General features: G+C 66.7%; 11 protein-coding genes. 4 read left to right on the top strand and 7 right to left on the bottom strand.

Going from position 1 to position 13,094, the window contains the following annotated elements; translation table 11 throughout:
• Positions 1-331: 331 nt before the first annotated feature.
• On the bottom strand, positions 332-2,374 hold the full coding sequence (locus H2037_RS12470; RefSeq protein WP_292122438.1) for an NAD(+) synthase: 2,043 nt from the start codon (positions 2,372-2,374) through the stop codon (positions 332-334).
• A gap of 105 nt (positions 2,375-2,479) precedes the next feature.
• Positions 2,480-3,307, bottom strand: coding sequence for a 3'(2'),5'-bisphosphate nucleotidase CysQ (gene cysQ / locus H2037_RS12465; RefSeq protein ID WP_292122436.1), 828 nt, complete (start codon positions 3,305-3,307; stop codon positions 2,480-2,482).
• Between the two features lie 18 nt (positions 3,308-3,325).
• Between cysQ and chpT the strand changes: the two genes are divergently transcribed.
• The 3 genes from chpT to H2037_RS12450 all read left to right on the top strand — a co-directional run bounded on the left by chpT (position 3,326) and on the right by H2037_RS12450 (position 5,361).
• Positions 3,326-4,084: a histidine phosphotransferase ChpT gene (gene chpT, locus H2037_RS12460; RefSeq protein ID WP_292122433.1), complete on the top strand. Its 759-nt coding sequence runs from the start codon at positions 3,326-3,328 to the stop codon at positions 4,082-4,084.
• A gap of 87 nt (positions 4,085-4,171) precedes the next feature.
• Positions 4,172-4,549, top strand: a complete 378-nt coding sequence (locus H2037_RS12455) for a response regulator (protein ID WP_292122430.1) — start codon at positions 4,172-4,174, stop codon at positions 4,547-4,549.
• Between the two features lie 32 nt (positions 4,550-4,581).
• Complete coding sequence (locus tag H2037_RS12450) at positions 4,582-5,361, top strand: protein-glutamate O-methyltransferase CheR (protein ID WP_292122428.1); 780 nt, start codon at positions 4,582-4,584, stop codon at positions 5,359-5,361.
• Between the two features lie 22 nt (positions 5,362-5,383).
• Here H2037_RS12450 and H2037_RS12445 read toward each other — a convergent pair whose 3' ends face one another.
• From H2037_RS12445 to fliQ, 5 genes are all read right to left on the bottom strand, one after another.
• The gene (locus tag H2037_RS12445) at positions 5,384-7,183 is read right to left on the bottom strand and encodes a DUF885 family protein (RefSeq protein WP_292122425.1); all 1,800 of its coding nucleotides are present in this window, start codon (positions 7,181-7,183) and stop codon (positions 5,384-5,386) included.
• 83 nt (positions 7,184-7,266) lie between these two features.
• Positions 7,267-9,318 carry a cell cycle histidine kinase CckA gene (gene cckA, locus H2037_RS12440; protein WP_292122422.1) on the bottom strand — a complete coding sequence of 684 codons (2,052 nt, stop codon included), beginning with the start codon at positions 9,316-9,318 and terminating at the stop codon, positions 7,267-7,269.
• Positions 9,319-9,381: 63 nt separating this feature from the next.
• A complete protein-coding gene (gene flhB, locus H2037_RS12435; protein ID WP_292122417.1) occupies positions 9,382-10,458 on the bottom strand; it encodes a flagellar biosynthesis protein FlhB in 1,077 nt (358 codons plus the stop codon).
• On the bottom strand, positions 10,451-11,236 hold the full coding sequence (gene fliR / locus H2037_RS12430) for a flagellar biosynthetic protein FliR (protein WP_292122415.1): 786 nt from the start codon (positions 11,234-11,236) through the stop codon (positions 10,451-10,453). The genes flhB and fliR overlap by 8 nt, the downstream gene beginning before the upstream one ends.
• A gap of 3 nt (positions 11,237-11,239) precedes the next feature.
• On the bottom strand, positions 11,240-11,503 hold the full coding sequence (fliQ, locus tag H2037_RS12425) for a flagellar biosynthesis protein FliQ (RefSeq protein ID WP_008258892.1): 264 nt from the start codon (positions 11,501-11,503) through the stop codon (positions 11,240-11,242).
• Between the two features lie 666 nt (positions 11,504-12,169).
• On the opposite strand from fliQ, the gene H2037_RS12420 reads away from it, so the two are divergent.
• Positions 12,170-13,094 (top strand): methyl-accepting chemotaxis protein (locus H2037_RS12420; RefSeq protein WP_292122411.1); only part of this gene is annotated, 925 nt, incomplete at its 3' end.

The raw sequence follows: 13,094 nt of genomic DNA, 5'->3' as shown, positions 1-13,094 counted from the left end.
AATATCCACACTGGAGACGCGGGATTTTTGCGCTGTCTCCTTGTGTGTGTTGACGGTCTGCTCCCGCCTCGCGAAGACGACCGGGGAGGTCACGCCTGTTTCCTTTCGTCATTCCGGGCGGAGCGCAGCGTAGACCCGGAACCCAGCGGCGCGCGAGAGCGCGAACCTGTCGCGGACTCGGTGTTTCAGCATGGTGCGGCGGATAGATTTCGCCTTCGGCGCCGCTGGGTTCCGGGTCTACGGGCCAAGCGGCCCTTCGCCCGGAATGACGAAAGGGGGAGGCCGATGGAGAACGGACATGATTGCTCCCCACTCTGTGAGGAGGAGACGTCTAGTCCGGGACGTTGGCGTCCAGTTCGTCCAGCCAGACCCGCGCCGAACCGTCCGACGGCGCACGCCAGTCGCCGCGGGGCGAAAGCGAGCCGCCGGTCACTACCTTGGGGCCGTTCGGCAGGGCCGAGCGTTTGAACTGGGCGGTCTGGAAGAAGCGGATAAGGAACTTCCTCAGCCAGGCCTTGATGGTCGCCAGGTCGTATTCGACCTTTTCGGCCTCGGGCGTGCCGACGGGCCAGTCGCCGCTCGCAGCATCGCCCCAGGCCTGGTGCGCCAGGAAGGCGACCTTGGACGGTTTCAGGCCGAACCGGCTGATGTAGAACAGGAAGAAGTCGTTCAGCGCATAGGGGCCGACCGTCCCCTCGGTCGACTGGATCACCCCGTCCTTGGCCGGGACCAGTTCGGGCGAGATTTCGGTGTCCAGAATGGCGTGCAGGGTCGGGGTCGCCTCGGCGCCGACCAGTTCGCGCTCGGCCACCCAGCGGATCAGGTGGCGGATCAGGGTCTTCGCCACCCCGCCGTTGACGTTGTAGTGGCTCATATGGTCGCCGACGCCATAGGTGGCCCAGCCTAGGGCCAGTTCCGATAGGTCGCCGGTGCCCAGGACGAAGGCCCGGTTCTGGTTGGCCAGCCGGAACAGATAGTCGGTCCGCAGTCCAGCCTGCACATTCTCGAAGGTGATGTCGTGCACCGGCTCGCCGGCGGCGTAGGCGTGGCCGATGTCCTTGAACATCTGTTCGGCGGCGGGGCGGATGTCGATCTCGGCCCCCGTCACCCCCAGGGCCTTCATCAGGGCCCAGGCGTTGGACTTGGTGCCGTCCGAGGTGGCGAAGCCCGGCATCGTATAGGCCAGGATGTTGGTCCGGGGCAGGTCCAGCCGGTCGAAGGCGCGGCAGGCGACCAGCAGGGCCTGGGTCGAATCCAGCCCGCCCGACACTCCGATCACCAGCCGCTCGCCGTTCGTCGCCGTCATCCGGCGCATCAGGCCCTGAACCTGGATGTTGAAGGCCTCGTAGCAGTCCTGGTCCAGCCGTCCAGCATCGTCAGGCACGAAGGGGAACCGGTCCAGCGGTCGGATCAGGTCGCTGGCCTCGTGGTCCTCGCGCGCCGCGAAGGGCACGATGGTCGCGGCCTCGCCTTCGTTGCGGGCGCATTCGGAGAAGGTGCCGTTCCTCAGCCGGTCCAAGCCTATCCGGTCCACGTCGATGTCGGCGATCGTCAGGTGGCTTTCCAGCGAAAACCGCTCGCCCTCGGCCAGTTTAGAACCCAACTCATGGACCGTGGCCTGGCCGTCCCAGGCCAGGTCGGTGGTGCTCTCGCCCCAGCCCGATGCGGTGAAGACGTAGGCCGACAGGGTCCGCGCCGAATGGCTGGCGCTCAGCATGGCGCGCTCGTCGGCCTTGCCGATGACGATGTTGGACGCCGACAGGTTCAGCAGGATGCGCGCCCCCGCCAGGGCCGCCCGGGTCGAGGGGGGCAGGGGCGCCCAATAGTCCTCGCAGATCTCGGCCGCGAAGACGAAGCCGGGCCGGTTGACCGCCTCGAAGATCAGACCCGGCGCGAAATCCACCGTCTCGCCGTTCAGCTGGATCACATCCTCGCTGCGAGCTGTGGCCGGGGCGAACCAGCGTTTCTCGTAATATTCCCGGTAGTTGGGCAGATAGGTCTTGGGCACGACCCCCAGAATCTCGCCGGCGCCCATGACTACGGCGCAGTTGTAGAGGGCGTCGCCGTTGCGGATCGGCGCCCCGATCACGGCCACCAGATCGCTGTCCGCCGTCGCCTGTGCGATGACGGCGATCTGACGTTCGACCTCGTCCAGCAGGGCCGCCTGCATGTGCAGGTCGTCGATAGCGTAGGCCGAAAGCGACAGTTCCGGAAAGACCATCAGGTCGACGCCCTGGTCGCCCGCCTGACGGATCAGGGCCAGGTGTTCCTCGGCGTTCGCCTTCGGATCGCCGACATGGCTGACGGGGGTGGCCGCTGCGACGCGAACGAAGCCGTGGATTTTCGGCGAATGGAAGGAGAGGGGCTCGGCCATCGAATCGTCCGCTAACTCGGCGTGCGCCGGTCTTCGGTCCTCATATAGGCCGGAAAGGTGAAGGGAGAGAATCCTCCCCCTCATCCCGGCGTCGCCCCGAAGGGGTCAGCCGCCCATGGCCACGAAGGGACCGTTCAGGAATTTCGGCTTGCCGTAGGCCAGCCGCTGGCCGTCGTCGGCCAGGACGCGGCCGCCGGCGGCCTCCAGCACGGCCTGACCCGCCGCCGTGTCCCATTCAGATGTCGGGCCGGAGCGCGGATAGGCGTCGAACCGGCCCTCGGCGATCAGGCAGAATTTCAACGACGAATCGGTGCCCTGCCAGCGGGTGCAGCCGTGGCGGGCGGCCAGGCGGGCGGCCTCCTCGTCGGTGACGCTGTGGCTCAGCAGGGCCATGCCCTCCTGCGGCCGGTCGCGGACCTTGATCGGCCGCCATTCTGCGCCGGAATGGGCCTCGCCCTCCTGCTGCTCACCGAACTGGCGACGGAAGGCGCCGCCGCCGGGGACGTCGGTGCGCCAGGTGGTCCCGGTCGCCGGGGCAGTGACCACGCCCGCTACCGGATAGCCGGCGTTCATGAGGGCGATATTGACGGTGAAGGCCTCGCCGCCGCGCACGAACCCCTTGGTGCCGTCCAGCGGGTCGATCAGCCAGAACCAGTCCTCAGCCGAATCCGGAACGCCGTTCGCCGCCACGGCTTCCTCGGCCACCGTCTGGACGCCGGGGTAGAGGGCGGCCAGCCGTTCCAGGATCAGGGCCTCGGCGGCGCGATCGGCCTGGGTGACGGGACTGTCGTCGGACTTGGTCTCGACCGCTGTGTCATTGCGCCAGTAGGGCAGGATCACGCGCGCGGCGTCTTCGGCGATCTCGGCGATGGCCACGGACAGGGCGCCGGAGTTCAGGTCCAGCGCCAGTTTCTTTGAGGGGGAGGTCGTCATTGCGGGCTCGATAGACTATTGCGGCGGTTCCATGAACCGGCAAATCACGTCAGCTTCGCGCGCGACACCAACTGTGACCTGAACGCCGACGAAAGCATGCTGGCCTCCATGACCCCGACCGACGCCGCCGAAGCCCCGCTGGACCTCCCCGTCGACGGCGCCGAACTGGCCACTTTCATCGCCGCCAAGCTTTGTCACGACTTCATCAGCCCGTCTGGCGCCATCGTGTCGGGACTGGACCTTCTGAAGGATCCGTCGGCCCAGGACATGCGTGAAGACGCCATGGGCCTGATCGAACAGAGCGCCCGGAAAATGGTCTCTCTGGTGCATTTCGCCCGTGTCGCCTTCGGTGCGGCGACCACCAGCGAGCGGTTCACCGCCCGGGAGCTTCAGGGTCTGGTCACCGGCATGACGGAGGGTGGGCGCGCCTCGCTGGACTGGCGCATCGCAGAAGGCGAGTTCTCCAAGCCCCAGGCCCGCGCCCTGACCAACCTGGCCTATCTGACCGTCGGCGCCCTGCCGATGGGCGGCAATGCGGTGGTGCAGTCGCGCGTTGAAAACGGTGACCTTTTCATCGAGGGTTTCGCCGAAGGCGCCCGCGCGCGGCTGAAACCCGAGGCGGTCACGGGCCTGGCGGGAGAGCGGCTGACCGAGGGGTTGGCGGGACAATGGATCCAGCCCTACTGGCTGTGGCTGACCGTCGTCGAGGCGGGCGGCGCGTTGAATGTGACAGTCGAGGACGGTCGGGTCGTTCTGGTCGCGCGAATGCCCGCGTGAGGCGTTTCCCAACGACTCGTTAACTGGAATCGGGGAATGCTGTAGACGCGTGGCTTCTGCCGGAGGTCCAGCGCCTGGGAGCCCGCCTTGGATTTCAAAACCTGTCTCATCGTCGACGATAGCCGGATCATCCGCAAGGTGGCCCGCCGGATCGTCGAGGGCCTGGGCTATGAGGTCGACGAGGCCGCCGACGGCGCCGAGGCCCTAGCCTATTGCACCGGCGCCATGCCGGACATGCTGCTGATCGACTGGAACATGCCGGTGATGGACGGACTGACCTTGTTGCGGCGCCTGCGCGCCCTGCCGGGCGGCGACCAGCCCAAGATCCTGTTCTGCACCATCGAGACCCGCCCCGAACGGATCGCCGAGGCCCTCGCCGCCGGCGCCGACGACTATGTGATGAAGCCCTTCGACGGCGAGATCCTCCAATCCAAGCTGATGGAGGTCGGGGCGATCGCGGCATGACACCCGAGGATTTCGATAGGCTCCAAGGACTCTTGGCCACCCGCGCCGGCTATCGGCTGACGCGGGATCGCATCCATCTGGCCGAACACCGGCTGGGGCCGATCGCGCGTCGCGAGGGCTATGCCAATGTCGAGGCCCTGTTGACCAATCTCTGGGCCAATCCCGTCGCCTCTCTTGGCTGGGCGGTGATCGAGGCCCTGTTGAACGCCGAGACCTGGTTCCGCCGCGACCGCTCCCCCTTCGCCGTGCTGGAGAAGGAACTGCTTCCGGCGCTGAGCCGTGTCAGGCCGGGCGGCCGGGTCAGCCTCTGGTCCGCCGGCTGCTCCACGGGCCAGGAGGCCTGGTCTGTCGCCATGGCCGGTCTGGAGATCGGCATCCCCGTGGACCTGGTCGCCACCGACCTGTCGCAGCGCGCGATCGAAAAGGCGCGATCGGGCCTCTACACCGGTTTCGAGATCCAGCGCGGCCTGACCGCCCGGACCATGCTGCGCTGGTTCGAGCCGGTCGAGGACAATTGGCGGGTCCGCGACGAACTGGCCGCCGCCGTCCGCTTCGGCCGGGCCAATCTGCTGGACGAACCGACCGACGACGCCCGATTCGACGTCATCTTCTGCCGCAATGTGCTCGTCGACATGGAGCCGACGCGTCGCGCCCGCGTGCTGGACGGGCTGGAACGCCGCCTGGTCGATGACGGTTGCCTCTTCCTCGGCGCCGACGAACAGCTGGAAGGCGAGACCGTCGCCTTCCGCCCCGTCAGCGGCCGCAAGGGGCTCTACGTCAAGAGCCCCTCGGCCCTTCGCCGCGCCGCCTGACCTCGGGCGACGACGGCGCGCTTCAGGCCGTCATGATCTTCTGCAGCACCGACAGCGGGACCGATCCGTTGGCCAGGACCTTGTCGTGGAAGGCCTTGAGGTCGAAGCCGGGACGGGCTTCGGCCTCGCGGCGCAGGCCCGCGATGACGGTGTGGCCGATCTTGTAGGAACAGGCCTGGCCCGGCATGACGCAATAGCGGTCGATCTCGCTGGCCGAGGCGTCGCCCGGTTTGGCGCCGGAGGCGGCCATATAGTCGATGGCCCGCTGACGGCTCCAGCGCTCGTGATGCAGACCGGTGTCGACCACCAGACGAACGGCGCGGAACAGGTATGACCCCAGGAAGCCGACCCGGCCCAGCGGATCGTCGGCATAGACGTCCAGGTCGTTGGCGGCGACGCCTTCGGCATAGAGCGCCCAGCCCTCGTTGAAGGCCGAGAATCCGCCGGCGCGGCGATAGATCGGCAGGCTGTCCATCTCGCGCGCCAGGGCGACCTGCAGATGGTGGCCGGGCGAAGCCTCGTGATAGGTCAGGGTCGGCAGCGAGAATTTCGGCCAGTTCGCCGTATCGCGCAGGTTGATGTAATAGGCGCCCGGTCGTGATCCATCCAGCGTCGGCGCCTGGTAGTACCCGCCCGGCGCTCCGACCTCGATCGACGGCGGCACCCGGCGAACCTCGACCTTCGACTTCGGCAGATGGCCGAACATCCGCGGCAGCAACGGCTGCAGCGCCTCGACCTGGGCGTTAAGCGAAGCGATCAATTCCATCTTGCCGGCGTCGGTGTTGGGCCAGAGCTGGGCCGGATCGGCGTTGAGGGCGGCGATCCGTTCGCCGACCGTGCCCCGGGTCATGCCCTGGGCCTTCAGGATCGCATCGATCTCGGCGCTGATCTCCGCCACCTGTTCCAGCCCCATCCGGTGGATCTCGCCGCCCGACAGGTCGGTGGTCGTATAGGTCTTCAGGTTCTGCGCGTAGAGGGCGTCGCCTTGCGGGAAGCGCCAGAGGCCCACGTCCTCGGACGACCTGGGCTGTTGCGCCTTCAATGTCTCGGCCTGACGGGACAGGGCCGGTTTGACCTTCTCCTCGACCAGTGCGGCGGCGCGGGTGCTCCAGTCGCCGGGGATTCCGCGCTCCGCCGTCTTGCGGCCCAGAGCCTTGACGAAGGCCATGTCCGCGCCGGACATGCGGGATAGGGCGTTGAGCTGATCCAGCGTCTTCTGCATCAGCACCGTCGACAGGACGATGTCCCGGTCGCCGTCGGCCCGCACCCGCTGGGTTTCCTGGTCCAGCACGTCGCCGAAGGCCTCGACCCGCTCCAGGAAGGCTTCGGCGTCGGTCGTCGTCTCTATCCGGTGCTGGTTCTCCAGGAAGTCCGGCACGGTGAAATAGGCGCCGGACATCTGGGTCACGACATAGGGGCCCTGGCGGCCGCCGCCGCCCACATTGCCGTAGTCGAACCGCGCCGCCGAGGCCCCGGTTTCGGCGTTGAAGGCAGCGATCTCATAGGTGATCAGCGACGCCGGGCTCAGTTCGGCCTTGGGGAAGGTTTGCAGGACGCGCCACCGCTCGACCGCCCTGGCCTTGTCGCGCGCCACATCGGCCGGGCCACGCTGAGACAGGCGGCCGGACAGCTCGGCCCTGTCGCCCTTGTCGAGGCCCAGGCTGGTCGCGCTCTCGGGGCTGTCCTCGATATCCTCGTCGAACCAGCCGGTCAGCAGGGCGTCCAGTCGCGCATCGGCTTCGGGCGTCCGGGCGAAGGCCGGCAAGGCCGAGGCCAGGCCCGCTCCGGCGACGGACAACATCAGTCGGCGACGATCGATCATGGCGGAACCCCTCTTGGAACATAACAGGAGGACATTGGTCGGCGCCCGGCCGCGTCTGGCAAGCCTGTTGATCGTCGCAGGGCTCAGCCCGCGTGCAGTTCCTGTTTCACCCGTTCCGCCAGGGTCTTGATATCCAGCGGCTTGGGCAGGAAGGACACCCCGACCTCGTCCTGCAGCAGGTCGGAGAAGTCGCTTTCGGCATAGCCCGAGATGAACATGACCGGGGCGTCGCCCAGGTATTTGCGCGCCTTCTTCAGCAGCGACGGGCCGTCCAGGCCGGGCATGATGACGTCGGAGATCATCATGTCGATCTGGCCCGCGTGCTCTTCCGCCAGGATCAGGGCCTCCTCGCCGTCGGCGGCCTCGATCACCTCATAGCCGCGTTGGCGCAGCAGGCGGGCGGCGATGCCGCGCACGGCGTCCTCGTCCTCGACGAACAGGATGCGGCCGGCGCCCGACAGGTCGCGCGGCGCCTTGACCTTGACCTCGACCGGCTGAACCTCGGCCAGTTCCGCCTCGCCCGCCGCCGGCAGGAAGATGCGGAAGGACGCCCCCATGCTCATCCCGTGCGGCCCCTCGATATTGCTGACCGAGATATGGCCGCCGGCCTGCTGTGCGATGCCGTAGACGGTGGCCAGCCCCATGCCGGTGCCTTCGTTCACCGCCTTGGTGGTGAAGAAGGGTTCGAAGATCTTGTCGACCAGTTCGGGCGGGACGCCGGGGCCGGTGTCGGACACCTCGATCAGGGCGACCTCGTCGGTGGGGGCGTCGATCCAGCCCAGGTCGCGGGCCTGTTGGGCGGTCAGACGACGGGTGGTGATGGTCACGACCGCGTCGCCTGGCTCGACCACGCCGCGCATGGCGTCGCGGGCGTTGACGGCCAGGTTCATGACGGCGGTTTCCAGCTGGCTCTTGTCGGCCAGCACCACCGGCAGGTCGCGGCCATAGTCGGTCTCCAGCCGCACGTCCTCGCGCAGCAGCCGGCGCAGCAGTATGGCGAATTCGCCGACCAGTTCGCCCAGATCCAGCCGCTCGCGCCGCACGGTCGACTTGCGCGAGAAGGCCAGCAGCTTACGCACCAGGTCGGCGGCGCGGATTGCGGTCTGGCGGATCTCGTTCAGCCCCTCGTAGGAGGGGTCGCCGACCGGATGCCGTTCCAGCAGGCCCGACAGCTGCAGCTGGATCGCGGTCAGCAGATTGTTGAAATCGTGCGCCACGCCCCCGGCCAGCTGGCCCACGGCCTGCATCTTCTGGGCCTGGGACAGCTGCAGCTCCATCGACTTCTGCGCCGAGACGTCGAACAGCCAGATGCGCTGCTGCCCGCCTTCGGGCGCCACATACAGATGAAGCATCTTGTCGGGATGGGCGCGGGCGACCAGCTCGATCGGGCCGGAAGATCCGGCAGCCAGCTTCAGCCGGGCCTCGGCCACGCCGATGGGATCGAACAGATGACCGAAAGCGGCGTCGCGCGCGGCGTTGGGGCCGGTCAGCACCGCCAGGGCGGTGTTGGCCTCCTGGGCCCGGCCGGCGAACAGGTCGTCGCCGTCGATCACGGCCGAGCCGAAAGGCGCGCCCGCGGCCATGGCGCGGGATTCACCGGCGCCCGCGCCGTTGGTCGTGGGGGCAGGAGGGGCGGCCAGGGGCAGGACAGCCTCGGGCGCGACCCGCATCAGGAAACGGTCGTCGCCGGCACGGCCGATGACGACCTCGGCCTCGCGCTCGCCGATCTGGACGATGGCGTGGCCCGGCTCTCCCCGGCGCGCCTGGGCGAAGGCCATGTACAGGGCCTGGGCCGACTTGCCGCGCGGCAGGGCGGTCGTGGCGCCGTCCGCCTGGGCCCAGGCGGCGTTGAAGGCCAGGACCTGGCCCGTGTCCCACACCAGGGCCGCCGGCTCGGCCATGGCGTCGAGCAGGTCCACCGCGACGTCGCTGGACGGTTTGACCGTCTCAGCGCGGCGAAACCCGAACAGGCCGATCAGGGCGATCAGCCCGACGGTGATGATCAGGATCATGCCCGGCGCCGAGGTCGGATTGGTCTTGAACGCCGGATAGGCCAACGCCGCCACGGCCACGACGACGCCGAAGGCCGTCGCGGCGGACAGGATATCGAACGAACGGCGACGGGTGGGCGTCATGCGGCCTCGCGAATCAGAGGACTGATCATAACCTCAAATCCGGCCGCAAGCCTTACAGGGCTCTTACCGACGTTTGCGGGACTGGAAGACGAAGCCGATGATCTTGGCGGCGGCTTCAAAATGTTCCTTCGGAATGACCGCGTCCACCTCGACCGAGGCGTAGAGGGCGCGGGCCAGGGGCACGTTCTCGATGATCGGCACGTTGTGCTCCTTGGCTACTTCCCGGATGCGCATGGCCAGGGCGTCGACGCCCTTGGCGACGCAGACCGGCGCCCCGTCGCCCTGGTCGGGCTCGTAGCGCAGAGCCACGGAATAGTGGGTCGGGTTGGTCACGATCACCGTGGCCTTGGGTACGTTCGCCATCATCCGCTGTCGGCTGCGCTGCATGCGGATCTGTTTCAGCTTGGCCTTGACGTGGGGGTCGCCCTCGGACTGCTTGTAGTCTTCCTTGACCTCTTCCTTGGTCATCCGCATCCGCTTGGCGAAGCGGAACTTCTGCCAGATGAAGTCGGCGCCCGCCGTGGCGCCCAGCAGGATGATCGCCGCCACGAACAGGGCCAGAGCCATATCCCGCGCCAGCGGCAGGATCGCCAGGGGGCTCATGGCCACCATGTTCTCGAACTCGCGGACATGAGGCTTCAGCACCATCCAGCAGACGACGAAGACGGCGATCAGCTTCAGGAAGGTCTTGAGGAACTGCACCAGGCCATCGGGGCCGAAGATCCGCTTGAAGCCTTCCAGCGGGTTCACGGCCGACCATTTCGGCTTCAACTTCTCCGCCGTGAAGATCAGGCCGGACTGGGCCAGGTTGCCGCCCGCCCCGCCGATGATGGTGGCCAGCATGACAGCGCCCAGGAACGGGGTCATGGCCCACAGGGCCCGGACCAGGATCTGAACCCCGCCGCCGCCTTCCAGCATCCCCAGCATCTGATGGGGTTGGGCGATGAAGGGGGCCAACTGTTCGGCCATGGACGAGGCGAACCACCCGCCGCTGGTCAGGATGACGGCCGCCGCACCCGCCAGGGACAGGACCTGGGCGACGTCGGGCGACTTGGCGGAGTCGCCCTTCTTGCGCGCCTCCTCGAGTTTTCGCGGGGTCGCCTCTTCGGTTTTTGACTCGGGATCGGCGCCTTCAGCCACCGGCGCCTCCCCCGAAGGCGCCGGCCGCGAACACCTCGGCGAGGCGGCGGTAGCGGTCGATGAAGACGGTGCCCAGGGCGCCCAGGCTCAGGGCGAAGATCGACAGCCCCAGAATGACGCTCAGGGGCGCGGCGGCGAAATAGACCTGGAACGACGGCATGACCCGCGCCACCAGGCCCGAGGCCAGGTTGAAGATCAGGGCGAACACCAGAACCGGCGCCGATAATTGAACCCCCAGCAGGAAACTGTCGCCCAGGGTCCGCACCGCCATTTCGGTGAAATCGCTCATGATCAGGGGCCGAGCCGGAGCGATCAGATCATAGGAGCCCACCATGCCCGCGATGAACAGATGATGGGTGTCGGTCGCGAAGATCAGCGTCACCCCGAACAGCATCAGGAAGGACGCCACCGTCGATCCAGGCTGGGCCTGCAGCGGATTGGCCGTCTGGGCGAAGCTGAGGGTGGTCTGCAGCGACACGATCTCGCCCGCCGTCGTCAGGGAGGTCATGAACATCCGCAGCAGCAGGCCGATCATCAGGCCAGTCGCCACCTCGCGGATCACCCAGCCGGCCATGCCGCCCAAGGTCTCGGGCAGGCCGGGCAGGCCGGCGCGCACGACAGGCCACAGGGCCAGGCTGATCAACAGGGCCAGCGACAGGCGGATGCGCGGCGAGACATAGGCCTCGCCGATTCCGGGGATCAGCATCAGGATCGCCCCGATCCGGGCGAAGATCAGCCCGCCGGCCCAGACCTGGTCTGCGGTGGCATACGCCTCCACCTGTTACATACCCGCGATGCGGGCCGCGATCTGGCGCATGAACCCGCCCAGCAGGGCGCCCATCAACGGCAGGAACAGCAGCAGGGACACGAAGATGGCGATGATCTTGGGCGCATAGATCAGGGTCTGTTCCTGGATCTGCGTCAGGGCCTGGAACAGGCCGATCACCACGCCGACAACAAGGCCGACCAGCAGGACCGGCAGGCAAAGCTGGATCGTCAGCCAGATGGCGTCGCGCCCCACATCCAGAACTTCCGCGCCGTTCATCGCCACAGGCTCCCGCAAATCACTGGGCAGAAAATGCCGGGAGGATGGTTAACGGGGAGATAATGTTTGGCGCGGCGCTGAAATCCTTTCGGCTAGGACAAGCCCGTGATCGGACACGCGGCCGCCCTCCAGGAGGAGAAGCGTCTTACGTGGGCTCGCGCTGCTTCATCCCCTTATGGAATCGGGATTGAGAGCCCGATGTAGGGTTCGGGCGAGTTTCCATGATTTTAGTGAGGGCGACCTGGAGATGTGTTCAGGGTAGAGATCAATTTCAGCCTCAAAGCGACCGAGAAGTGTATCCTTAGCGAGGCATGAGCTAAGCTCGATGCAAAAAAATCTTAGTTATAATCGGTGCTTATAGATAAGTGGAATCCCTTACTCACCGTTTGAAGTCGGTTTAACTATCTCCAGTAATGATGAGCCTAAGTTGTGTTGCTGTGCGCCGAACATATGGGCGAGGGATGGCGAGACGATTATCGGGGGGTGTGGTCTGGGGTTTGCGATGTCGCGAGCCCTTCGAGAGCCGAATCCGATGGTCGTTGACTCGCTCAGTCCCCAGATCGCCCTGACCGTCTCGGCTATCGGTTGTCTTCAATTTGCACCAGGACGCCCTTTCGCAGGTCGCGTCCGTCGCTCGTCATTGATCGGCTCTTCGGGAGATAGGCTATGCGTTTTACCATCAAGGCCAAGTTGATCCTGACCTTCGGGTTGCTGATCGCGGCGATCGGCGTGCTCGTCGCCCTGTCCCTCAACCATTTGTCGTCCTTGAACGCCGCGACCCACGATGTGATCTCGGGGCCGGCCGCCCAATTGAGCCGCGCCCAGACCATAGAAGCCGAGTTCAGCGCAATCGTCCGACGCGAGCGCGGCATGTTGCTGACCACAAACCCCGAGGAGATTCGGACCTTCTCGAGCGAGGTCGACGAGGGGCGCGAGAGACTGGAGCGAGTGCTCGCCGAAGGGCAGGCGGCCGCGTCGCCGCAAGCAAAGGCCGAATGGATTTCGCTGGCCAAGGCCTGGTCGGATTACAAGCCGATAAGCGCCGAGATCCATCAGCGGGCTCTGCGCCGCGACAGGGCCGGCGCGACGTCGCTGATGCTGAACGATGCGCGCGTCAGTCTGTCCGCGATGGAGAAGGCCGCGCAGGCCATTGTCTCGATCGACAAGGCGAAGATGGCGCAAACAGACGAAGAGGCGAAGGCCGTGTTCGATGAAGCGCGCATCAGCCTGATTAGCGTCGCCATAATCGCTCTGTTGTGCGCGACCGCCGGCGGCGTCGCGATCACCCTGATCATTCGCAAGGGCCTGAACCGCGCAAGCGAATCCATTCGCACAGTCGCGGACGGGGACCTGACGAAGACCGTCGTGATAACGAGCCGGGACGAAATCGGCGACATGATGAGCGATCTCAACCTGATGGTCGAACGCCTGCGCGGCGTCGTCTCCGACGCGCTGTCGGCCGCCGACAATGTCTCGGCGGGCAGTCAGGAACTGTCTTCGACGTCGGAACAGATGAGCCAGGGCGCGACCGAACAGGCCGCCGCCGCCGAACAGGCCTCGGCCTCGATGGAAGAGATGGCCGCCAACATCA

Origin of the sequence: Brevundimonas sp., assembly GCF_013912065.1 — a bacterium.
Lineage (GTDB): Bacteria > Pseudomonadota > Alphaproteobacteria > Caulobacterales > Caulobacteraceae > Brevundimonas.
This window is presented reverse-complemented; position numbering and strand designations above follow the sequence as displayed.

What these genes read in the sequence shown, in the direction of transcription:
- fliQ (WP_008258892.1), bottom strand. Translation starts at nt 11,503, where the DNA reads ATGAACGGCGCGGAAGTTCTGGATGTGGGGCGCGACGCCATCTGGCTG.
- H2037_RS12470 (WP_292122438.1), bottom strand. Translation starts at nt 2,374, where the DNA reads ATGGCCGAGCCCCTCTCCTTCCATTCGCCGAAAATCCACGGCTTCGTT.
- cysQ (WP_292122436.1), bottom strand. Translation starts at nt 3,307, where the DNA reads ATGACGACCTCCCCCTCAAAGAAACTGGCGCTGGACCTGAACTCCGGC.
- H2037_RS12445 (WP_292122425.1), bottom strand. Translation starts at nt 7,183, where the DNA reads ATGATCGATCGTCGCCGACTGATGTTGTCCGTCGCCGGAGCGGGCCTG.
- cckA (WP_292122422.1), bottom strand. Translation starts at nt 9,318, where the DNA reads ATGACGCCCACCCGTCGCCGTTCGTTCGATATCCTGTCCGCCGCGACG.